This is a genomic window from Streptomyces sp. NPDC054770 (assembly GCF_053611985.1).
Window position 1 is genome coordinate 12541 of sequence record NZ_JBSHBL010000104.1, and the last position, 20487, is coordinate 33027.

The following is a 20487-nucleotide window of genomic DNA, read 5'->3' on the forward strand; positions in this document are numbered from 1 at the left end:
GGCCCGGCCTGATGACCGGCCCGTGTGGTTGTGAGGGTCTCACTGCCCGGCCATGGACACGAGCATCCAGGTGGGGCCGGCGGGCAAGAAGCTGCTGCCTCTGACGGTCAAGAACGGCGCGGCGGCACCCGGCGGGCACGCGCGCTGAGGCGTTCGCGTCCTCGCCCTCGGGTGCCGGCAGCCTCCTTCGCGTCCGTGCGTGACGGGTTCAGCCGGCACCCGGGCCGTAGCGCGCGGCGATGTTCTCGGACGTCGCCCACCGGCTGTAGGTGGGGGACTGGGGCCAGCCCTCGGGCGAGTCCTGCCATTCCTCCTGACGTCCGTACGGCAGGAGGTCGATCAGCGCGAAGCTGTGGCTGAGCTGCTCGGTGCCCCGGCCGTTGGTATGCCAGGTGCGGTAGACGGTGTCGCCGTCGCGCAGGAACACGTTGACCGCGAATCCTCCGCCGGGCGGTGCGCCGACGTCCGACCCGAACGGGCTGTCGGCGGTCGAGTACCACGCCATCCGGTTGCCGACCCGCTGCTTGTAGGCGAGCGCCTCCTTGATCGGACCCTGGGTGACGACGACGAAACGCGCATCGTAGGCGTCCAGGAACTCCAGGCGGGTGTATTGCGAGGTGAACCCCGTACAGCCCGGGCACTGCCATTCCTTGCCGGCGAACCACATGTGGTTGTAGACGATCAGCTGCCGCTTCCCCTCGAAGACGTCCGCCAGCCGAACGGGGCCGTCCTCGCCCTCGAGTGTGTAGTCGGGCATCTCGGCCATCGGCAGGCGGCGGCGCTCGGCGGCAATGGCGTCGAGCTCCCGGGTCGCGGCCTTCTCCCGGGCACGCAGTGCGTCGAGCCGGCGTTCCCAGGTCGCGGCGTCGACGACGGGTGGCAGCGCGAGGTCGGTCATGGTTCCCTCACAGATCTCGTGGGCGGCTTCGGCCTGTACAGGGGCAGACCGCACAGCGCTCCGGAACTCATCGGTCGGCCCGCGAACGCGGCGAACGCGGCGGAGGGGGCCGGGGCCCTCGACGCACCACCATCGAGGTCACATCCCACATCCCGGTCGGTCAGGAACGCGGGCCCGGCGCCCGCACCGCCGTGCTGTGAGCGTGCTCGCCCCGGGGCACGCCGTCCGCCGCATCCGCCGCGGCGTCCTCGGCCTCCCAGCGCAGCAGGTCGCCCGGCTGGCACTCGAGCACCTCGCAGAGCGCGCCGAGCGTCGCGAACCGCACCGCCTTGGCGCGGCCGTTCTTGAGTACCGCCAGGTTGGCGGGCGTGATCCCCACCCGGTCCGCGAGCTCGCCCACGGACATCTTCCGCCTGGCCAGCATCACGTCGATGTCGACGACGATGGGCATCAGATCACCTCGTCCAACTCGGCCTGCATCTGCGCCGCTTCGACGTCGCGCGCGACGGCCTGGGCGAGCAGCATCCGCAGCACGAGCACGATGAGCGCGACCCCGAGGATGGCCACGCCGATCCCGGCCATGATGATGGAGACGCCCGGGTCGTCCCGCTGGCCCGGCGCGTTGATGCCCGTGACCGTGAACCACAGCAGGGCGGCCGTCACGATCGCGCCGATCACCATGTCCACGTACCGGAAAGCGGCGTGGGAGAACACCGTTCCGCGTCGCACCATCGTCACCAGCCGCCATACGCAGACCACGGTGACCTGGGCCGCCACCATGCCGAGGGCCGTGATCACGCGCAGCGGGGTCAGCGGGAGCGACCCGTCCTCCGGGTCGCTCCCACTGACCAGCACCCACACCATCCCCGCCTGTACGAACACGGTGCCGGTGAACACCACCACGAGCACGGCGCGCAGCGCACGCACTGTCAGCTTTCCCACGACTCACCCTTCCATCGACTTGCGATGGGAATCTATCGAAAGTCGATAGGTCGGGCAAGGGGTGAGACGGGCAAGGGGTGAGACGGCGGACGGGCGGCGGGCGGACGGAGGGCGCGCACCGTGGCGGGACGCCGCCGACGGCGGGGGCGCCTCGAAAATCACGTGCCGCGGCCGCCGCGCCTCCCTACGCTTCCCGCCATGGACAGCGCCTGGGCCGGGGGCCTCGTCAATGTCGTGGACGTCGAAGCAACCTGCTGGTCGGGTTCCCGGCCGCCCGGCCAGGTCAGCGAGATCATCGAGATCGGGCTGACCGTCATCGACCTGGGCGCCGGCGAGCGCCTCGCCCGGCACCGGATCCTGGTGCGGCCCGCCCGGTCCACGGTCAGCGAGTTCTGCACGGAGCTGACCGGCCTCACCCGGTCCGAGGTCGACCACGGGGTCACCTTCGCCGAGGCGTGCCGGCTGCTGGCGGCCGAGCACCGCGCGGGCGCCCGGCCGTGGGTCAGTTGGGGCGACTACGACCGCCACCAGTTCACCCGGCAGTGTCAGGCCGCACGGACGCCCTACCCCTTCGGCCGCCACCACACCAACGCCAAGGCCGTCTTCACCGAGGCATACGGTCTGCGTAAGCGCCCCGGCATGGCGCAGGCCCTGGAGATCGCCGGGCGGCGGCTCGAAGGCCGTCACCACCGGGGCGAGGACGACGCCTGGAACATCGCGGGCCTCGTGCTTCACCTCTCTGCCCGGGGCGCCTGGCCGGCCGCGGCGGAACCCCCCGCCTGACGCACCGGCCCGCGCCCGGTTCCGGAGGCGGCGACGGCACTCCGTTCCCGGGCCCCGCCCTCACCAGAGCCCGCAGGGCTCCCGTCCGGCCGCCGTGAGCAGGATGTGCCGCGTGGAACCCATCCCGTACCTGTCGACCTCGCTGGAGAGCTCGGCCACCTCCAGCAGGAGCGGCCGGATGCCGACCCCGGCGTCCCGGGCCTGCCCGCACAGATCGTGCAGGGCGACCATCATGTCCCGGGTGTCGAAGTCCTGATCCCCGACCGATATCGTCAACAGTCGCTGCCGGAAGCCCCGGGAGGTCGGCTCGAAGGGCAGCGTCGTCGCCCAGCGGAACGAGTGACACCGCTCCAGGAGTGCTCGCAGGAAGGCCCGGACGTCGTCGTCGCCCTCCTCGTAACGGGAGAGCACGTCCCGCAGCGCCGCCTCGGCCTCCGGCCGGACCCCCGCCTCGTCCAGCGGATCCGGGCCCTCCCGCATCTTCCGCATCCAGTCGGGATCGGTGGGATCCACCGGCCGCCTCGCGATGGGCTCGATGCAGGCATCGATCAGTGCGACCCATTCCTGGAGTTCCGCCAGTTCCCCCGGTTCCCCCAGTTCCCCCGGTTCCCTCATGGCGACCCTTCCCCCCCCGTCCGCCCGTCGCTGGCAAGGTTACGACGCTCATGTGCTGCTTCGCGGCGTCGTTCGGGTACGTCAGGAGACGAGGATGCCGATGCCGTCGCCGAGGAGCTTCAGGCCGAGGACGAAGAACAGGACCGCCATCACGGCGACGTTGTGCTGGGCTGCCCAGTCCTTCCAGTTGCCGAGGGTGGTCCTGGCCCGTTCTCCCCCGAGCAGGAAGACCCCGAGTGGGACCAGCAGTCCGAGGGTGGCGATCACGACGAAGATCGCCAGGGATGCGATCTGCTGTCCGAGTGGCAGTCCGGCCGAGCCGATCGCGGCGCCCGCGGCGATGGTGAGCGGGGCGTTCTTGGCGTTGAGTGCGGCCAGGGCCAGACCGAGTGCGAAGACCTTGACGGGTGTGAGGCGGTCGATCGCGCTCATCCACTTCGGCAGCCGGGCTTCCGACGGATCCCTCGGGCGCCGGTGCCACTGCCGGGTGCCGAAGACGACGAGGAACAGGCCCAGCGCGAGCTTGAGGGCTCCCACCCAGGTGGCCGGGTGATTGTGGGCGGAGGCGCCTGCGGGGGAGGCGATCGCCAGCATGACCGCGCCCAGTGCCGAGAGTCCCAGGATCCAGCCGACGGTGAAGAGCACTCCGTTGAGGCGTCCCCGGGGTGTGGCGAGGATGAGGATGACGGCGATGATCGGGAGCGGGCTCACCGCGACGCCGGCCGCAAGACCCAGAATGTCACCGAGAACCTTGCCCATGGTTGCCTCCAGGTGGGGGTCAGGGTGGCGATCCGGTTGAGCAAGTGCGTGGCGGGAGTGGCTGCCTCAGAAGGTGACGACGACGTACGCGGCACGTCCCCGTTCCATCTTCCTGCGCCTGGCCGGATCTGTCCTTGGGAGCTTCTCGGGAGCCTCTCGGGAACCTCTCGGGAGGAGAGGTGAGCACCCCGGCAGCGGTCCGCACCCGCGTTGCGCCCCGCTCGGCCCCGCTCGGCACCGTGCCGGAGACGTCGCCCGGAACCTGTCCGGAGGCCGAGATGCAAGGCGGCACATACGCAGTGAGGATTGATATGTGAGGGCGATGACGCCTCATGTCCGGGCGCTGGACGACCCTCGCACCGACCGCGGCAGGAGGACGTCACCATGGCTTCGAACACAGGCGCAACCCAGTCAGCTCACCCCGAGCGCCCGGGCAGGTCGGACGGGGTCTGCAGTGAGTTCACCGTCTTCACCAAGATCAAGCCGGGCCATGCGGACGCGCTGCGGGAGGATCTCGCCAGGATCGCCGGGACGGAGAACCGCGCTGCGCTGCGCGAGATCGGCACCCTGCACGACGCACGCCATGTGTTGTTCGACAATGACACCCAGTTCATGTTCGCGAGCGTCTTCGACGGCTCCTGGGACACCTACATCGACGACTTCGGCAAGACGGTGGTCGGGGCGAACTTCGACAGGATCTTCTCGCACAGCGAAGGGTTCCCCGGCGTCAGCGATCCAGGGGTGAAGGACTGGTTCGTCGCCCATCAGGAGCCCGCGGGCGTCTTCGTCAGCTCGTACCCCGATCTGACCGTTCAGCAGATCTGGAAGGACCACCGCGTGGACGACGCGTTCCAGGAAGTGCTGGACACCCCCGAGTTCCGAGCGGCGCTGGAGAACCCGGCCAATGCGGAGCTGATGGCCACACCGGCCTTCCAGAAGCTGTTGGAGGAGGCCTCGGCCTAGAACCCGGACACGGCCGACCCTCGGATTCCGCCCACTACGGAGGCACAGGCGACCATGAACACAGCGGACGGCAGCAGCGCGGCCGGCCTGAGCGTCGACATCGACGACGTCCAGAGCGGGGCACTGCGTCCACGGCCCGTGCCCTACGAGGGAAAGTTCGTCTTCCTGAGCGTCGATGACCGCCACGCCGGGCGGGCCCTGCTGCGTCGGCTGCTCCCGGTGGTCTCGGGTGGTCTGCCGGACGCGGACCGGAGCCCGGATGCCTGGGTCGCCGTGGCGATCACCTTTCAGGGACTGAGGGCCCTGGGGCTGCCGCAGGAGTCGCTGGACAGCTTTCCGCAGGCGTTTCGCGAGGGCATGGCCGCTCGGGCGGAGCTGATCGGGGACGTGGGCGAGAGCGCACCGGCCCACTGGGAGGCACCGTTCGGAACCGGCGAGATCCACATCGCGTTGAGCGCCCTCTCCTCCGACACGGGACGGCTGGACGAGGAGTTGGCGCGGGCCCGGGTCGCCTACGAGGACACCCCCGGTGTCCGGGTGATCTGGAAGCAGGAGGTCCACCAGCTCCCGACCGGACGCACCACCTTCGGTTTCCGCGACGGCATCAGCCATCCGAACATCGAGGGCGTCGGACTGCCCGGCTCCAACCCGCAGGAAGCCCCGATCAAGGCCGGCGAGTTCATCCTCGGCTACCCCGACGAAACCGGCAGCCTGCCGCCCATGCCCCAACCTGATGTGCTGGGACGCAACGGGACCTACGCGGCCGTTCGCAAGGTCCACACCAACGTGGCGGCCTGGCGCAGGTACCTGCGTGCGAACTCCTCCAGCGCCGAGGAGGAGGCACTCCTGGCGGCGAAGATGGTCGGGCGCTGGCCGAGCGGCGCGCCGCTGACGCTGACCCCGGAGCACGACGACCCGGAGCTGGCGGCCGACCCGCACCGCGTCAACAATTTCCTGTACCGGGAGAACGACGACCGGGGGTACCGGTGCCCCGCCGGTGCGCACATCCGGCGCACCAACCCCCGCGATTCCACCATCATCGGCGACGCGCGGATGCACCGCCTCATCCGCCGTGGCACCACCTACGGCCCGCCGCTGCCGGAGGGCGTGCTGGAGGACGACGGCGCCGACCGGGGCCTGGTCGGAGTCTTCCTCGGGGCCCACCTGGAGCGGCAGTTCGAGTTCATCAAGGCCGAGTGGGTCAACGACGGCAACTTCATCGGCTATCCCGGCGAGAAGGACCCGGTGGCCGGGCACCACGGCGGAACCGGCAGCGTCACCATCCCGGAGAAGCCCGTCCGGCGTCGTCTGCAGAACCTTCCCAGCTTTGTGGTCACCCGCGGCGGTGAGTACTGCTTTGTACCGGGGCTGCGCGCCCTGCGCTGGCTCGCCGAACTTGAGGACTGAGGACTGAGGACTGAGGACTGAGGACACATTCAAGCCCCTGAGGCGCGATCACGGTCTCCCGGAGGAGAGGGCGAAGTCATGGCAGCACAGTTCGTCCGTTACACACCGGACGTCGAGGACGACGCCCCGGACTTCGACCGTGACGTGCAGACGGTGATCGAGAAGACCGAGGGCTACATCGCCGAGTCCGTCGAGGCCGGCGGCACCGGGCGGGCCCTTCGCGACGCCCATGCCAAGGGCTACGGGCTGGTCCGGGGAGAAGTGGAGATCCTGGCCGGGCTGCCCCCGGAGTACGCCCAGGGCATCTACGCGACCCCGGGAACCCACGACGCGCTGGTCCGCTTCTCCAACGGCTCGCCCCACGCCGGGGCCGACGCGCGACTGGGGGCCGCCACCGGACTGGCGCTGAAGATGTTCGGCATCCCCGGCCCGACCCTGCTGGACGACGAACCGGACACGGGCACGTTCGACTACGCCAACATCAACGGACCGGTCTTCTTCTGCAACACGGTCGAGCACTACCTGTTCATCCAGGAACTGTTCCTGAACGCGCCGGCCTACTTCTCTAAAGGCCGACCCGGCGCACATCGCTTCTTCACCGAGTTCGTGACCGGAAAGGGCACGCTGGACCAGGACAACTGGGCGTGGGACGAGTTCCTGGCCTTCCTGCGCCTGTCGAAGACGCCTCCGGTGAACATACTGCTGTCGAGCTACTGGACGATGGGCGCGGTCCGGCACGGGGACTACATCGCCAAGGTGCGCATCACTCCCGACCCGACGTCCGCCGCCGGGGTGGTCCGGCGCACCCTCGACCCGACCTCGGCGGCGGAGGTCTTCCGGCCGGCCCTGCAAGCAGAGTTGCAGGAGGGGCCCTACGCCTTCGACATCCAGGTCCAGCTCTGCACCGACCTGGAGCGCATGCCGGTGGAGGACACCACCGTGGAGTGGCCCGAACAGCTCTCGCCGTCCTTCACCGTGGCCAAGCTGCGGCTCCCGCAGCAGGACATCTCCAGTCCCGAGAACCTGGAGAAGATGGACGCACTCTCCTTCACGCCCTGGCGGGTCACCGCCGAGCACGCACCCCTGGGCAACATCATGCGGGCCCGCAAGGAGGTCTACCGGCAGTCCTCCATCGCCCGCCACAACCTCAACCAACAGCCGCGCACCGAGCCCCGCAGCGCCGACGAGGTACTCGGCCCGGTCCGATGACGCCGCAGGGCCGGTGCCCGTCGGTCAGGCCGAGGTGAGTGTCTGTTCGGTCCAGATGGTCTTGCCGTCGGCCGAGTGACGGGCTCCCCAGGCCTCGGCCAGTTGCGCGACGATGAACAGGCCGCGCCCGCCCTCGTCGGTGGCACGTGCGTGCCGTAGCCGGGGTGTGGTCGTGGCGCGGTCCGTGACTTCGCAGGTCAGTGTGTGATCGAGGATCAGGCGCAATTCCAGCGGGGGACGGCCGTAGCGGAGGGCGTTGGTGACGAGTTCGCTGACGATGAGTTCGGCGTTGAACGCGTCTTCGTCCGCCACCTTCCAGGCGGCGAGCTGACCGCTGACGCGTTTCCGGGCCGTGGCGGCGGCGGTGAGTTCATGGTCCAGGTGCCAGGTGCCAGGTGGCGACGCGGTCGGCGGGGAAGGGACGGGTGCGGGCCAGCAGGAGCACGGGTACGGAGTCGTCCGCCTCCGTCGTACTCGTCGCACCCGTTGTACCCGTTGTACCCGTCGTACCCGTTGTGTCCGTCGTACCCGCGGTGTGGGTCATGTGGGTCGTGGCCGGGTCGGCGGCCAGGCTGTACTGGATGTCGTCGCACAGGTTCTGCAACGGGCGGTCCGCGTAGTCCGGTGCCGTCCGCAGCGTGCTCCCGGCGCCGGACAGCAGCGTGTCCAGGCCGGGGGTGCCGGGGAAGGCGATCACGCTGCCGTGCGGGAGCCGGATGCGGGCGGCGGCGAACGGCGACTTGTCGGTGCTGCCCAGCCACGGCCCGCTCGGCTCCAGCCGGGTGACGGTCCGGTCGGGACGCACGACGACCGGTGCCGGATGGCCGGCCGTCGCCACCGTGCAGGTCAGCGAGAGCGGGTCGTACACGGCGTACACGCAACTGGCGGTGCCCGGCCTGCGACGGTACGGGTCGACCGGCGGCGGCGAGGCCCGCTCGGCCGCCAGGAACATCGCGGTGTCGTTGAGGCGGGCCAGGAGATCCTCCGGGTCCAGGTCCATGGCCGCCAGCGAGCGGACGACGGTACGCAACTGTCCCATCGCCGCCATCGCGTGGATGCCGCGGCCGGGCACCGCCCCGGCGACCAGCGCGGTCCGGGCGCCCGACAGCGCGATGGTGTCGTACCAGGCCCCGCTGTCCCCCCGGTGCGCGATGCCCGCGGCCTCCAGGCCGGTGTGCGAGGCGGGGTGGAGCGGCAGCATCCGCTGCAGGACGGTCGCGGCGACCGCGTGGTCCCTCGTGTAGCGGCGGGCGTTGTCGACGCACAGGGCGGTGTGCCGGGCGACGCCGCGGGCGAGGGCGACATCGGCCTCGTCGTACGGTTCGGGCGTCCGGCTGCGGTACAGGCTCACCAGCCCGAGCACGCTGCCGCGCAGGGCCAGGGGAACGGCGAGCAGGGCGTGGGCGCCCGATGCCTGGATGGCACCGGCGCGGGCCGGGTCGGCCGCCAGCCACGGCAGACCGGGACGGAGGGCGACGGCCCGCGGCAGGAGGTCGGCCAGGGCCTGGCTGAACGGGGTCGGGGAGGGCATGGCCCGTACGTCTCCGACGGCGTGGGCGTCGGGCGGGTTCGCGCCGGCCGTGCTGCGGAAGGCCGCCTGCCGGAGCGCTGTGCCGGGCGGCAGCGGTAAGGCCGGCGGGGCGTCGCCCCGGATGACGGAGTCCACCACCTCAACGATCGCGACGTCGGCGAACGCCGGCACCAGCACCTCGGTCAGCTCCTGGCAGGTCACCACCACGTCCAGGGTGTTGCCCACGCGCTCCCGGACCGTGTCCAGGACGCCCAGCCGTCTGCGGGCCCGTTCCCGGTCGGTGACGTCCACGACGGTCAGCGCCACCCCGACCACCTCGCCGTGCGGGTCGTCCAGGCGGAACGCCGAGAGCTCGTACTGGCGTTCCCGGCCCTGGTGGGCGGGCGGCCGCGCGTGCAGTACCCGGCCGCGCGCCGGCACACCGGTGTCCAGCACTTCGCGTACGAGCGCCTCGGCCGCGTCCTCCTCGACCACGTGGTGCGAACCCGGGAAACGGCGCCCGACGACCTCGCCGGCGGGTATGCCGTCCATGGCGGGCGTGGCGGTGTTGACCCGCAGCACCCGAAGATCGTTGTCCAGTACGGCCAGGCCGACCGGGGACCGGGTGAACAGGGCGTCCAGGATCACCGCACCGGCGTCGCCCGCACCGCCGCCTCCGCCAGGGTCCGCCCTGCCGGTCATCTCCAGCGTCACCTCCAGCGTCGCCACACGCCTCTTGCGGCCTCTGCGCCTGCTTCGCCTCCTTCGCCTCCTTACGGTCTACCCCGGCATTTCCGACATGGCGACCGGATGCCGTTCCGCCGGGTGGGTGACAGACTGAGGGTTCGGAGTCGGGTGGCCGTGGCGGAGTGCCCGGGGCGGCCCCGACCGTCCCGCTCTGTGCGACGCAGCTGTGATCGGTTCGTTCGCAGGCCGGCCGGGAACCGTTCACGACGTCTGAAGCACGGTGCTCCCCGACCCGCCCGGGCCCACGAGTCGGGGCGGCGGAAGCAGACGTGGAGGCGGTCATGCCCGGTGAGTCGAGCGGAGCACGCGGAGAATTGGCCGGGCAGACGGTCGTCGTGGTCGGCGGCAGCGCCGGCATCGGACTGGAGACGGCACGGCAGGTGCGGGCCGCCGGCGGTGACGTGGTGCTCGCGGCACGCAACGCCGAGCGTCTGCGGCAGGCCGCGGACGAGCTGCGCCCGCTGAGCACCGCCGTGCTCGACGCCCAGGACACCGGACACCTGGAGCGGTTCCTCGGGGAGCTGCCCGGGCGGGTCGACCATGTGATGGTGACGGCGGGCAGCCCGTCGTACACCCCCCTCAGCGAACTCGATCTGACCGACGCCGCCCGGGACTTCGGCGGGCGGCTCGCGATGATGCTGGCGGTCGCGCGGGCGGGCCGGGAGAAGGTCAGGGCCGGGGGAACGCTGCTGTTCATCGGCGGCACGGGCGGCCGCCGGCCCGCGCCCGGGATGGCCGTGATGGGCGCGGTCACCGCGGCACTGCCCGCGCTCACCGCCAACCTCGCCCTTGAGGTCGCCCCCGTCCGGGTCAACCTCATCGCGGCCGGGTTCGTGGACACTCCGCTGTCGGCCACCCTCCTCGGCGACCAACTGGAAGCAAGGCGCGAGGAGTTGCGCAAGACGCTGCCCATCGGCCGGGTGGTCGGCGCTGCGGACGTCGCCGCTCTCGCCCTGCACATCATGGTCAACGACGCCCTCACCGGCGCCACTTACGACATCGACGGCGGTCAGCAGCTGCTCGCACACTGACTCCCCGGATGTCCCCGGGTCTTCCCCGGTCTTCCCGGATTTCCTCGGAGTCCCGCGGTATGCCCTACGAGACGGGAGGCGCAAGCCATGGACATGAAACTGGAGGTCGTCGTGGTGCCGGTGGCCGACGTCGACCGGGCCAAGGACTTCTACACCACGCTGGGCTGGCGGCTCGACGCGGACGTCGCCGGCGACGGGGACTTCCGGGTGGTGCAGGTGACCCCGCCCGGCTCCCCGGCATCGGTCATCTTCGGGTCCTCGGTCACCGAGCAGGCTCCGGGGTCGGCCCGCGGCCTGCACCTGATCGTCGACGACATCAAGACCGCCCACGACGAACTGGCCCAGCACGGCGCCCACCCGAGCGACGTGTTCCACGACGCGGGCGGGGTCTTCCACCACGCCGGCGCCGACGCCCGGGTAGCCGGCCCCGACGGCAGCTACGGCTCCTTCCTGTCGTTCAGCGACCCGGACGGCAACGGCTGGCTCCTCCAGGAGGTCACCTCCCGGCTCCCGGGGCGGCTCGACCCCGCCACCACCACCTTCTCCTCGGCCGACGACCTGGCGGACGCCCTGCGCCGGGCCGCGGCGGCGCACGGCGAGCACGAGGCACGCACCGGCGCCGAGGACCCGGACTGGCCGGACTGGTACGCGCGGTACCTGGTGAGCGAGCAGGCCGGGACCGAACCGCCCTCGTGAGCCGGGCGCAGGCCTGCGGCATGCCCCGTGACCTGCACGCCCTCCGGCTTGCCGTGCTCTCCGACCTGCTGTGATGTGCCCCACGGGCTCTTGTCGTCAGCCGTATGGCGTACCTAAATTCGGTTATATGTCCGATAAAGATGCCTCCCGTCCCACCGAGCCGGTCGAGTTCTCCGTCGACCTCACGGGCCACGAGATGACCCGCCGGGCGCACGTCATGGCGGCGCTCGGCGACGGCTGGGACCCCGTCGAGATGGTGCGGGGCGAGGAGGAGGCCTACGACATGCTGTACTCCGGCCTGGATCCGGAACAGCAGCGGCTGTACGACACCCTCGTCGCGGCCGGTGTCCTCCCGCGACGCGGAGACGGAGGCGGGAACGGCGGGAGCGGCGACGTGGAGGCCGTCTGATCCGCGCGCTCGGCCCGCAGCCCTACGGCGTGAACCACCCGTGAGGGGTGAGGACGCCCCGGGCCGCCGGCGGCAGGCTGGGCGGGCCGGCGAAGGGCGGGTGGACCATGGGTGACGACAGAGCCGACCGCATCGCGGAGTTCATCGAGCCGCTGCGGGTCGAGCCGGGCAGCAAGGTCCGGCTGGCCAAGGACTTCGATCCCGGTTTCAGGGCCGGTATCCGCAAGAAGAAGGACGGCGTCGAACTGCTGCGCAGCGGTATCGAGCAGCTGGCCGACTACCAGCGGCGACTGGCCGCCCAGGACACCTACGGAGTGCTGGTGTGCCTGCAGGCCCTGGACGCCGGCGGCAAGGACGGCACCATCCGCCACGTCATGAGCGGAGTGAACCCGCAGGGCGTACGTGTGGTCGGTTTCAAGGTCCCCTCGAACGACGAACTCGACCACGACTACCTGTGGCGCTACAACCGGAACCTGCCCGGCCGCGGTGAGATCGGCATCTTCAACCGCTCCCACTACGAGGAAGTACTCGTGGTCCGGGTGCACCCGGACAACCTGCGCCGCCAGAAGCTGCCCGACGCGGCCCGCGGCCCGGACGTGTGGGAGCGGCGCTACCGCGAGATCAACGACTGGGAGCGCTATCTGACCGACAACGGCTTCAGGATCGTGAAAATCCTCCTGAACCTGTCGAAGGAAGAACAGCGCACCCGTTTCCTCAAACGCATCGACGTACCCGAGCGGAACTGGAAGTTCTCGTCGGCCGACGTGCGCGAGCGGGCCTACTGGGACGACTACCAGCGGGCGTTTTCGAAGATGTTGTCCGCCACCAGCACGCCATGGGCGCCCTGGTACGTCGTTCCCGCCGACCACAAGTGGTTCGCCAGGGTGTGCGCGGCCGCCGTCCTGGTGCACACCCTGATGGCCATCGACCCGCAGTACCCGCAGGTCAGCGACGAGACCCGGCGTGAACTGGCCGAAGTCAGGAAGGACCTGGAGGCGGAGGCACCCACGGGGGCCGCCCCGGACCCGTACACGGCGACGGAGAAGAAAAACAAAAACAGAAACAAAAACAGGACGAAGGACAAGGCGAAGGGCGAGGCGAAAAACAGGGCGAAGAACGGGGCGAAGAACAAGAAGGTGTCTTCATGACCGCCCCGGCAGACGCCCCGCAGGGCCGGGCGGCCGACGACAGGCCCTGGTACGCGCGGCCGCCGGAGCAGGTGGCCGCCGCGTTCGAGGTGGACCCGGCCGCCGGACTGGCCGCCGCCCGCGCCGCGGACCTGCTGCGGTCGCACGGCCCGAACGCGCTGCCGGAGGAGAAACCGCTGCCGGGCTGGCGCCGCTATATCGCCCAGTACCGCAGCTACATGCAACTGGTCCTGGTGGCTGCCGCCGTCGTCTCGCTCGTCATCAAGGAGTGGAGCACCGGGATCCTGCTGCTCGTCCTGACCGTCGTCAACGCGGTCGCCGGGATGCGCCAGGAGGGCAAGGCGGACAGCGCGATGAACGCGCTGAAGTCGATGATGAAGGCCACCGCCCGGGTGCGCAGGGACGGCACCGAGTCGAAGATCCCGGCCGAGCAGGTCGTACCGGGTGACGTGGTGCTGCTGGCGGCCGGCGACGAGGTGCCGGCGGACGGCCGTATCGTCACGGCGAACGCCCTGCAGATCGACGAGTCGGCGCTGACCGGGGAGAGCGTGCCGGCCGCCAAGGAGGCGACCACGCTCACCGACGGCGACCTACCGCCGGGGGAGCGCCGGAACATGGCGTTCATGAACACCCCCGTCACCCACGGCAGCGGCACGCTGGTGGTCACGGCGACCGGCGCGGACACCGAACTCGGCCGTATGTCGGGCATGCTGTCGAGCACCCGCCGGGAGGCCTCGCCGCTGACCCGGGAGATGGACCGGCTCACCCTGTGGATCACAGGGACGGCCGGGGTGACGATGATCCTGATGTTCGTGCTCGGCCGCGGCCGGGGCACGGCGTGGGACGCGCTGTTCGTCAGCGCCGTCTCGCTGGCGATCGCCGCCATCCCGGAAGCCCTGCCCACCGTGTCCCAGACGATCCTGTCCATCGGCGCCGTCGACCTGTCCCGGCGCCGGGCCATCGTCAAGGACCTGCCGTCGGTGGAGGCGCTGGGGTTCACCTCGGCCATCAACTCCGACAAGACCGGCACGCTCACCATGAACCAGATGACGGCCGTGGAGGTCGTCGACGTCGGCGACCGCTACACCGTCTCCGGCAGCGGCTACGGCCTGGAGGGCCGGATCCGGCACGCGGTGGGCAGCGCCCCGGACATGACGGACGCGGTCCTGCCCTACCTGGTCGCCAACGACGCCCGGCTGGTGGACGGCAAGGTCGTCGGCGACCCCACCGAGGGCGCCCTGCTGGTGCTCGGCCACAAGGCCGGCCTGGACGCCGACGCCACCCGGGAACGGCTGCCCCGGCTCGCCGTCCTGCCCTTCGACCCCTCCTACAAGCTGATGGCCACCTTCAACCGGGCCACCGACGAGACCGGCCGCCCCGTCGTGCGCTGCTTCGTGAAGGGCGCGGCGCCCGCCGTGATGGACCGGGCCGCCACGGCACTCGGGCAGGGCGGGTCCGTCCCCTGGGACGAGGAACTGCGGCAGCGGGCGCAGGAGCACGTCGAACGGATGGGCGGCGAGGGGCTGCGGGTGATGGCCGCGGCGCGCCGCGACCTCGACCCGGCGGCGTTCGACCCGGACGGCGACCTGCTCGGCCACGTCACCGACCTGGAGATGACCAGCCTGGTCGGCATGGTCGACCCGCCACGCGCCGAGTCGAAGGCCGCGGTCGCCGATGCGCAGGCCGCGCACATCAGGGTCCGCATGGTGACCGGCGACGACGTCGTCACCGGCGCCGCCATCGCCCGGCAGCTCGGCATCGACGGGGACGCCATGCTCGGCGCGGACTTCGCCGCCCTCCCGGAGAGCGAACGGCTCGCCCGGATCGACGGCATCGGCGTCGTCGGCAGGGTCGCGCCCGAACACAAGGTGCTGCTCGCCGAGACGCTGAAGAAGAAAGGCGGCGTCGTCGCCATGACCGGCGACGGCGTCAACGACGCGCCCGCGATCAAAGCGGCGGACGTCGGTATCGCCATGGGTTCCGGCACCGAGGTCGCCAAGAACGCCGGCCGTATGGTCCTCGCCGACGACAACTTCGCCACGATCGTCTTCGCCGTCGAACAGGGCCGCAAGATCTACGACAACCTCACCAAGTACATCCGGTTCGTTCTCGTGCTGCTCGTGGTGTTCGTGCTGACGTTCCTCGGCGCGACCCTGTTCGACATCGCCGCCGGGGAACCGTTCACCCCGACGCAGGTGCTGTGGATCCACTTCTTCGTCAACGCGGCCTTCGGCTTCGCGCTCGGCTTCGACCGGCAGAGCCCCGGTCTGATGGCCCGCCGCCCGCTACCGCGCGGCGCGCACGTGCTCACCCGGGGCGTCATGCTCACCGTCGGGCTGTCCGGCCTGGTGATCACCATCGGCCTGCTCTGCCTGATCGACCTCGGCACCTCCCGCTACGGCAGTGTCGCGATCGGCCAGTCGATGGCGTTCACGTCCTTCGCGCTCTGTTTGATCGTGGCCGCCCTGGAGTGCCGCAGCGAACGCGGAACCGTCCTCACCACCGCCAGCTTCGACAGCAAGCAGATGAACCGGGCCATGCTGATCGAGTTCTTCCTCGCCGTCCTGGTCACCCAGATGGACGCCTTCCGCAGACTGCTCGGCACGACCGAACTGAACCCGGCCCAGTTCGGCTGGACCCTGCTCCCGGCGCTCGCGCTGCTGGCGCTGTGGGAGATCGGCAAGTTCCTCGCCCGCTGGAACGGCAGGCCGGTTCCGCGGACATGACGCGCCGCCGACCGGATCGTCCGGGCGGCGACGAAACCGTGACACGACCGCCATGGAAGCCCGCGCGGGACCGGCCGCACAATCGGGGAAACCGAACACTGGTGCACCGGCGGGGGAGTTGGCGGACATGGAACTGGAACTGGGGTACGACCACCTGGGCAGCCGGCTGCGCAGCATCGGCGACGTCGAGATCGGCTACGGCCGGTGGGGCGGCCGGCCCCGCTCCCTCGGGCCGCATCCGCTGGAGTACGACATGCTCGGCAGCCGGCTGCGCAGCATCGGCGACATCGAGATCGGCTACGGCCGCCTGGGCAGCGTCCCCAGGACGTTCGGGACCTGGGACGTCGACTGCGCCGCCTGGTCCGGGATCCCGCGGCGCGTCGGGCCGTACCCGATCGACCACCCCAGGCTCAGCGGCCGGGTGCGCGGAGTCGGCCCGCTCCGGGTGGAGTACGACCTGCTGGGCGGCCGGCCCCGCCGCGTCGTGCTGCCCGACGGCCTGCACGCCCTCCCCGACGACCTCCTGCGCGTCCTCTTCCTGGTCCTGCACCTCCAGGCCGAACGCAACTCGAGGAACTCGTCCTCCGCCGTATAGCCCTACAGCGGTACAGCGGTACTGCGGTACAAGCGAAGGCCCGCCGGAGGGTTCCGGCGGGCCTTCGGGGTGATGCGGGGTCAGACGGCGGCCGCGTACTTCGGGTTGACGCCGTACTGGTTCTCCTCCGGCTTGCCGTCGGAGGCGAGCCAGACGAGCACGAAGATCCAGCCGACCAGCGGGATGATGCCGACCAGGATCAGCCAGCCCGAGCGGCCGGTGTCGTGCAGCCGGCGGACCGCGACACCGAGGCTGGGCAGCAGGACCGCGAGGTTGTAGATCGCGGCGAGGGCGGCGAAGTGGATGACGTTGCCGACGACGGCGAGCACGATCGCGATGATCACGTTGATCAGCGTGAACATCCAGTATTCCTGCCTACGCGCGCGTCCGCTGAACACCGCGTACTTCTTCAGTACGTCCACGTACCAGTTCATTACTCGTCCCCCTGGGATCAAGGCTTGATAGTGCGCACAGCAAATCAAGCCGAGATGGCCGGTTCCATTTATATTGGCGTGAGCGGGTCAACCGTTACCGTCTCGCTGCCGTTCGGTGATCAAGGGCGCCCGATCGCATCCGCGCGGTACGCGATAGCGTCTCTCCGGCCATGGACATGCAGAAACGATCCCAACAGCCGCCACAACCACAACCACAACTGCAACCACAGCCGCAACTGCAGCCGCAGGCGCAGCACCCCGAGGGATGCCTGGTCGTCGCCATCAGGATCCCCGTGCGGATCTTCGTGTTCCTGGTGGTCCTGCCGGTACGCCTGCTCTGGGACGCGCTCGCCGCCACCGCACGGTTCCTGTGGCGGTACGTCCTCGCCCCGGTGGGACGCGCGATCGGCTGGGTTCTCCACGTGCTCCTCGTCGTACCCCTGATCTGGCTGTACCGCTACCTGCTCACCCCCCTCGGCCATGCCCTCGGGTGGCTCTGCGCGCGTGTGCTGCCCCCGATCGGCCATGCGCTCGCGTGGTTCTACGCGCGCGTGCTCACCCCGCTCGGCCACGCGGTCGTGTGGCTCCTGACGCCCGCCGCGAAGGCCGTTGAATGGGTGTTCGAGATGCTCGGCACCGCCCTGTACTGGACCGTGCGCGTGCTCCTCGTCCTGCCCGCCCTCGCCCTGTGGCGCTGGATCCTCGCCCCGGCCGGGCACGTCCTCGGCATCGTCCTCAGGGAGATCGGGGAGGCCCTCGGCCACGCCTGGCGGGCCGCCGGGTACGTCGCACGGGCCGTCGGACGGGTGCTCGGCACCCTCTTCCGGTGGATCTTCCTGGAGCCCGCGCGGTGGATGTACCGGACCGTCCTCACCCCGGTCGGACACGTCGTCCGCGACCTCGTACTGCACCCGGTGGCCGAGGCCGCACGCGCCATCGGCCGTGCCGTACGCCAGGCCCGCGCCGACCTCCGCCGCGCCCTCTTCGGCGAGCCGAGGCGGCCCGTGCCCGTGGATCGCCGGGAACCCAGGGACCGCGACACACGTACTCTTGATGGATAGCAGTACACGGCCGTACGCCCGACAGCGGTACGGCCTCGCACAAGAGCCACAGGAACCACAAGAACCACGAAGGACTGACGACACTGGGCAAGCGACAGCCCGAAGGCCCACCGCCCGCACCCGCGGTGCAGCGCATCCGACTGCGCTACACCAAGCGCGGCCGCCTCCGGTTCACCAGCCACCGTGACTTCCAGCGCGCCTTCGAGCGTGCGCTGCGCCGCGCCGAGGTGCCGATGGCGTACTCGGCGGGGTTCACACCGCACCCCAAGGTGTCGTACGCCAATGCCGCACCCACCGGCACGGGCAGCGAGGCGGAGTTCCTGGAGATCGCGCTCACCGCACCCCGCGACCCGGAGCGGCTGCGCGCCCTCCTCGACGAGTCCCTGCCCGACGGGCTCGACATCGTCGACGCGGTCGAGGCACACACGTCCGGACTGGCCGACCGGCTCACCGCCTCCGAGTGGGAGCTGCGACTGGCCGGCGTGGACCCGGCACAGGCCGCACAGGCCGTCGCCGCGTTCAACACCGCCGAGGCCGTAGAGGTCCAGCGCATGACCAAGAACGGCGTCCGCACCTTCGACGCCCGCCCCGCCGTCGTGCAACTTGAAACACAGAGTGAAACGGCTGATAGGCCGACCGACCAGCCCTGTGCGATACTGCGGCTGGTTGTTCGGCACGTGACGCCTGCCGTACGACCCGACGACGTCCTGTCCGGTCTCCGCGCCGTGGCCGACCTGGCGCCGCCGGTCCCCGCAGCGGTGACCAGGCTGGCGCAGGGGCTGCTCGATGAAGAGACCGGCACGGTGACCGACCCGCTCGCGCCCGACCGCGAGGCAGCCGAGGCCCTTTCGAAGGCCGAACCGACTGCCGCCGCGACGGCGCCGGCGTAAGGAAGGTCCCGCGAAGGACGGACGTCGTAGCGCCGCCCTCGTACTCGGGAGCCACCTGGGTCGGGCAGCGCACCGACCAGAAGACTTTCGCCAGGCCGTCCGCGACAAGGCGTACGGAACCGGCGAGACAGGACTACAGAAAGCTCCTGTGCGGCGCCCGCGCCCCACACGGCGGCACCGCGCACCGCGCGAGCCGCGGACGTCAACGGCGGTCGTTCGATCCGATCGACGCCGACCAGGCGCGGCGCCCGGGAGCCTGACGGGAGAAACGCCCGCATGCTCGAACCGACCGAGCCCATCGAGGGCTCCGAACCGAACACCCCCAGCGACACCCTGCCGCCGCGCAGGCGTCGCCGTGCCGCGTCCCGCCCCGCGGGACCGCCCGCCGGGACCGAGGCCGTGGCCGAGACCGCGACGCCGGCCATACCGGCCGCCGAGACCTTCGACTCCGCCGCCGAAGCGACGGACGAGGCCGCCGAGACCGCCGAAGAGACCGCGCCCGCACCGCGTACCCGGCGCCGTGCGACCCGCCGTGCCTCCGCGCCCGCCGGAGCCCCGGCCGGGGCCGAGGCCACGGAGGCCGCTGTACCCGCTGCCGCCGCTGAGACCGAGCCTGCCGAGAGCACGGCCGCGGTCGAGACCCCCGACACGGGCGAGACCGCTGAGGAGGCCGCGCCCGCACCGCGTACCCGGCGCCGTGCGACCCGCCGTGCCTCCGCGCCCGCCGGAGCCCCGGCCGCCGCCGAGGAGCCGGCCGCCGTGGCGGAGACGGAGGTGGCACAGCCGCAGGAGACCCCTGAGGCTGCCGAGGCCGTCGAGGAGACCGCGCCCGCTCCGCGCACGCGGCGCCGCGCCACCCGCCGGGTGTCCGCGCCCGTCGAGCCGGACGAGGAGGCCGCGGCCACGACCGCCGCCGCCGAAGCGGTCGAGGCGTCTGCGGTCGCCGAGGTCGCCGAGACCGCCGAGGAGGCCGCGCCCGCACCGCGTACCCGCCGCCGCGCCACCCGCCGGGTCTCCGCACCCGCCGGTGGGCCCGAGGCCGAGGCCGCTGCCGCCGAGCCCGCCGCCGCTCCCGTCGAGGAGGAGCCGCAGCCGGCGGTCGCCGAGACCCCGGCCGCCGAGCCTGCCGAGCCGGAGGCCGAGGCCCCGCGCCGCGGCCGGCGCCGTGTCGCGCGACAGGCCGCCATCGGGTTCTCCGAGCCCGCTGCCGCGGCCGCCGCCGAGGAGGAGCCGCAGCGCCGCCCGGGCCGCCCCGCCGTCGCTGTCTTCCAGGCGCCCGTGTTCACCGAGCCGAGGTTCCAGACCCCGCAGCGCGCCGCCGCCGAAGCGGCCGCCGAGGCCGCGGGCGTCGAGGAGCCCGAGGAGTTCGCGGCAGCCACGACTGCCCCCGCTTCCTCCGCCGTCTCAGCCTCCGCTTCCGCTCCTGTTTCCGCTTCCACGGCGTTCGCCGCGGAGTCGGCCGAGCAGGCCGACGGCGGTTCGCGCCGCCGGCGCCGCCGCCGGGGTGCCGTGGAGGAGACCCCGGTCGCCGAGGCGGTCGCCGAGGACGAGACCGAGGAGCCGGAGGAGTCCGCCGAGGACATCGCCGACGGCGAGGACGAGGCCGAGGAGTCCGGCTCCCGCCGGCGCCGCCGTCGCGGTGGCCGTCGCCGCCGCCGCGGTGA

20 protein-coding genes and 1 pseudogene are annotated in these 20487 nt (G+C 71.4%); 13 read left to right on the top strand and 8 right to left on the bottom strand.

Features of this window, described 5'->3' with window-relative positions; genetic code table 11:
• Positions 1-208: 208 nt before the first annotated feature.
• The 3 genes from ACWGKQ_RS46510 to ACWGKQ_RS46520 all read right to left on the bottom strand — a co-directional run bounded on the left by ACWGKQ_RS46510 (position 209) and on the right by ACWGKQ_RS46520 (position 1840).
• Positions 209-898 carry a DUF899 domain-containing protein gene (locus ACWGKQ_RS46510; protein WP_453298154.1) on the bottom strand — a complete coding sequence of 230 codons (690 nt, stop codon included), beginning with the start codon at positions 896-898 and terminating at the stop codon, positions 209-211.
• A 160-nt stretch (positions 899-1058) separates the two neighbouring features.
• The gene (locus ACWGKQ_RS46515) at positions 1059-1349 is read right to left on the bottom strand and encodes a helix-turn-helix domain-containing protein (protein ID WP_453298155.1); all 291 of its coding nucleotides are present in this window, start codon (positions 1347-1349) and stop codon (positions 1059-1061) included.
• Entirely contained in the window at positions 1349-1840 is a 492-nt protein-coding gene (locus ACWGKQ_RS46520; protein ID WP_453298156.1) for a DUF2975 domain-containing protein, read from the bottom strand. Before ACWGKQ_RS46520 ends, ACWGKQ_RS46515 begins: the two co-directional genes overlap by 1 nt.
• 198 nt (positions 1841-2038) lie before the next feature.
• Here ACWGKQ_RS46520 and ACWGKQ_RS46525 point away from each other — a divergent pair, with 198 nt between their 5' ends.
• A complete protein-coding gene (locus ACWGKQ_RS46525; RefSeq protein ID WP_453298157.1) occupies positions 2039-2623 on the top strand; it encodes an exonuclease domain-containing protein in 585 nt (194 codons plus the stop codon).
• Between the two features lie 60 nt (positions 2624-2683).
• On the opposite strand, the gene ACWGKQ_RS46530 is transcribed toward ACWGKQ_RS46525, so the two are convergent.
• Together ACWGKQ_RS46530 and ACWGKQ_RS46535 are read right to left on the bottom strand one after the other, a co-directional pair.
• Positions 2684-3238, bottom strand: coding sequence for a hypothetical protein (locus tag ACWGKQ_RS46530; RefSeq protein WP_453298158.1), 555 nt, complete (start codon positions 3236-3238; stop codon positions 2684-2686).
• A gap of 81 nt (positions 3239-3319) precedes the next feature.
• The gene (locus ACWGKQ_RS46535) at positions 3320-3997 is read right to left on the bottom strand and encodes a GAP family protein (RefSeq protein ID WP_453298159.1); all 678 of its coding nucleotides are present in this window, start codon (positions 3995-3997) and stop codon (positions 3320-3322) included.
• 384 nt (positions 3998-4381) lie between these two features.
• Here ACWGKQ_RS46535 and ACWGKQ_RS46540 point away from each other — a divergent pair, with 384 nt between their 5' ends.
• The 3 genes from ACWGKQ_RS46540 (at position 4382) to ACWGKQ_RS46550 (ending at position 7576) form a co-directional block, all read left to right on the top strand.
• On the top strand, positions 4382-4960 hold the full coding sequence (locus tag ACWGKQ_RS46540) for a hypothetical protein (RefSeq protein ID WP_453298160.1): 579 nt from the start codon (positions 4382-4384) through the stop codon (positions 4958-4960).
• 54 nt (positions 4961-5014) lie between these two features.
• Positions 5015-6367, top strand: a complete 1353-nt coding sequence (locus ACWGKQ_RS46545) for a Dyp-type peroxidase (RefSeq protein WP_453298161.1) — start codon at positions 5015-5017, stop codon at positions 6365-6367.
• 78 nt (positions 6368-6445) lie between these two features.
• Positions 6446-7576 (top strand): catalase family protein, encoded by a 1131-nt coding sequence (locus ACWGKQ_RS46550; RefSeq protein WP_453298162.1) that lies wholly within the window; start codon positions 6446-6448, stop codon positions 7574-7576.
• Positions 7577-7600: 24 nt separating this feature from the next.
• Here the strand turns inward: ACWGKQ_RS46550 and ACWGKQ_RS46555 are convergent, their stop codons facing one another.
• On the bottom strand, positions 7601-7888 hold the full coding sequence (locus tag ACWGKQ_RS46555; protein WP_453298163.1) for an ATP-binding protein: 288 nt from the start codon (positions 7886-7888) through the stop codon (positions 7601-7603).
• Positions 7889-7946: 58 nt separating this feature from the next.
• Positions 7947-9815, bottom strand: coding sequence for a SpoIIE family protein phosphatase (locus ACWGKQ_RS46560; RefSeq protein WP_453298164.1), 1869 nt, complete (start codon positions 9813-9815; stop codon positions 7947-7949).
• 299 nt (positions 9816-10114) lie between these two features.
• Between ACWGKQ_RS46560 and ACWGKQ_RS46565 the strand changes: the two genes are divergently transcribed.
• From ACWGKQ_RS46565 to ACWGKQ_RS46590, 6 genes are all read left to right on the top strand, one after another.
• A complete protein-coding gene (locus tag ACWGKQ_RS46565) occupies positions 10115-10864 on the top strand; it encodes an SDR family oxidoreductase (RefSeq protein ID WP_453298165.1) in 750 nt (249 codons plus the stop codon).
• An 87-nt stretch (positions 10865-10951) separates the two neighbouring features.
• A complete protein-coding gene (locus tag ACWGKQ_RS46570; protein ID WP_453298166.1) occupies positions 10952-11560 on the top strand; it encodes a VOC family protein in 609 nt (202 codons plus the stop codon).
• 127 nt (positions 11561-11687) lie between these two features.
• Positions 11688-11969 carry a DUF6400 family protein gene (locus ACWGKQ_RS46575; RefSeq protein WP_453298167.1) on the top strand — a complete coding sequence of 94 codons (282 nt, stop codon included), beginning with the start codon at positions 11688-11690 and terminating at the stop codon, positions 11967-11969.
• 107 nt (positions 11970-12076) lie between these two features.
• A complete protein-coding gene (locus tag ACWGKQ_RS46580) occupies positions 12077-13117 on the top strand; it encodes a polyphosphate kinase 2 family protein (RefSeq protein ID WP_453298168.1) in 1041 nt (346 codons plus the stop codon).
• Entirely contained in the window at positions 13114-15843 is a 2730-nt protein-coding gene (locus ACWGKQ_RS46585; RefSeq protein ID WP_453298169.1) for a cation-translocating P-type ATPase, read from the top strand. Before ACWGKQ_RS46580 ends, ACWGKQ_RS46585 begins: the two co-directional genes overlap by 4 nt.
• A 127-nt stretch (positions 15844-15970) precedes the next feature.
• Positions 15971-16438 carry a hypothetical protein gene (locus tag ACWGKQ_RS46590; protein WP_453298170.1) on the top strand — a complete coding sequence of 156 codons (468 nt, stop codon included), beginning with the start codon at positions 15971-15973 and terminating at the stop codon, positions 16436-16438.
• A gap of 80 nt (positions 16439-16518) precedes the next feature.
• On the opposite strand, the gene ACWGKQ_RS46595 is transcribed toward ACWGKQ_RS46590, so the two are convergent.
• Complete coding sequence (locus ACWGKQ_RS46595; protein WP_453298171.1) at positions 16519-16872, bottom strand: DUF805 domain-containing protein; 354 nt, start codon at positions 16870-16872, stop codon at positions 16519-16521.
• Between the two features lie 170 nt (positions 16873-17042).
• On the opposite strand from ACWGKQ_RS46595, the gene ACWGKQ_RS46600 reads away from it, so the two are divergent.
• The 3 genes and pseudogenes from ACWGKQ_RS46600 to ACWGKQ_RS46610 all read left to right on the top strand — a co-directional run.
• Positions 17043-17933, top strand: a complete 891-nt coding sequence (locus ACWGKQ_RS46600; RefSeq protein ID WP_453298172.1) for a hypothetical protein — start codon at positions 17043-17045, stop codon at positions 17931-17933.
• A gap of 125 nt (positions 17934-18058) precedes the next feature.
• Complete coding sequence (locus ACWGKQ_RS46605) at positions 18059-18823, top strand: TIGR03936 family radical SAM-associated protein (RefSeq protein ID WP_453298173.1); 765 nt, start codon at positions 18059-18061, stop codon at positions 18821-18823.
• A gap of 276 nt (positions 18824-19099) precedes the next feature.
• Positions 19100-20487: pseudogene (locus ACWGKQ_RS46610) on the top strand (Rne/Rng family ribonuclease); the annotation flags it as partial.

Bases quoted from the DNA above. Each gene is read 5' to 3' on its own strand.
- ACWGKQ_RS46515 (WP_453298155.1), bottom strand. From the start codon at position 1,349: ATGCCCATCGTCGTCGACATCGACGTGATGCTGGCCAGGCGGAAGATG.
- ACWGKQ_RS46590 (WP_453298170.1), top strand. From the start codon at position 15,971: ATGGAACTGGAACTGGGGTACGACCACCTGGGCAGCCGGCTGCGCAGC.
- ACWGKQ_RS46510 (WP_453298154.1), bottom strand. From the start codon at position 898: ATGACCGACCTCGCGCTGCCACCCGTCGTCGACGCCGCGACCTGGGAA.
- ACWGKQ_RS46550 (WP_453298162.1), top strand. From the start codon at position 6,446: ATGGCAGCACAGTTCGTCCGTTACACACCGGACGTCGAGGACGACGCC.
- ACWGKQ_RS46580 (WP_453298168.1), top strand. From the start codon at position 12,077: ATGGGTGACGACAGAGCCGACCGCATCGCGGAGTTCATCGAGCCGCTG.
- ACWGKQ_RS46595 (WP_453298171.1), bottom strand. From the start codon at position 16,872: ATGAACTGGTACGTGGACGTACTGAAGAAGTACGCGGTGTTCAGCGGA.
- ACWGKQ_RS46535 (WP_453298159.1), bottom strand. From the start codon at position 3,997: ATGGGCAAGGTTCTCGGTGACATTCTGGGTCTTGCGGCCGGCGTCGCG.
- ACWGKQ_RS46600 (WP_453298172.1), top strand. From the start codon at position 17,043: ATGGACATGCAGAAACGATCCCAACAGCCGCCACAACCACAACCACAA.
- ACWGKQ_RS46525 (WP_453298157.1), top strand. From the start codon at position 2,039: ATGGACAGCGCCTGGGCCGGGGGCCTCGTCAATGTCGTGGACGTCGAA.
- ACWGKQ_RS46545 (WP_453298161.1), top strand. From the start codon at position 5,015: ATGAACACAGCGGACGGCAGCAGCGCGGCCGGCCTGAGCGTCGACATC.
- ACWGKQ_RS46575 (WP_453298167.1), top strand. From the start codon at position 11,688: ATGTCCGATAAAGATGCCTCCCGTCCCACCGAGCCGGTCGAGTTCTCC.
- ACWGKQ_RS46565 (WP_453298165.1), top strand. From the start codon at position 10,115: ATGCCCGGTGAGTCGAGCGGAGCACGCGGAGAATTGGCCGGGCAGACG.
- ACWGKQ_RS46585 (WP_453298169.1), top strand. From the start codon at position 13,114: ATGACCGCCCCGGCAGACGCCCCGCAGGGCCGGGCGGCCGACGACAGG.
- ACWGKQ_RS46540 (WP_453298160.1), top strand. From the start codon at position 4,382: ATGGCTTCGAACACAGGCGCAACCCAGTCAGCTCACCCCGAGCGCCCG.
- ACWGKQ_RS46530 (WP_453298158.1), bottom strand. From the start codon at position 3,238: ATGAGGGAACCGGGGGAACTGGGGGAACCGGGGGAACTGGCGGAACTC.
- ACWGKQ_RS46570 (WP_453298166.1), top strand. From the start codon at position 10,952: ATGGACATGAAACTGGAGGTCGTCGTGGTGCCGGTGGCCGACGTCGAC.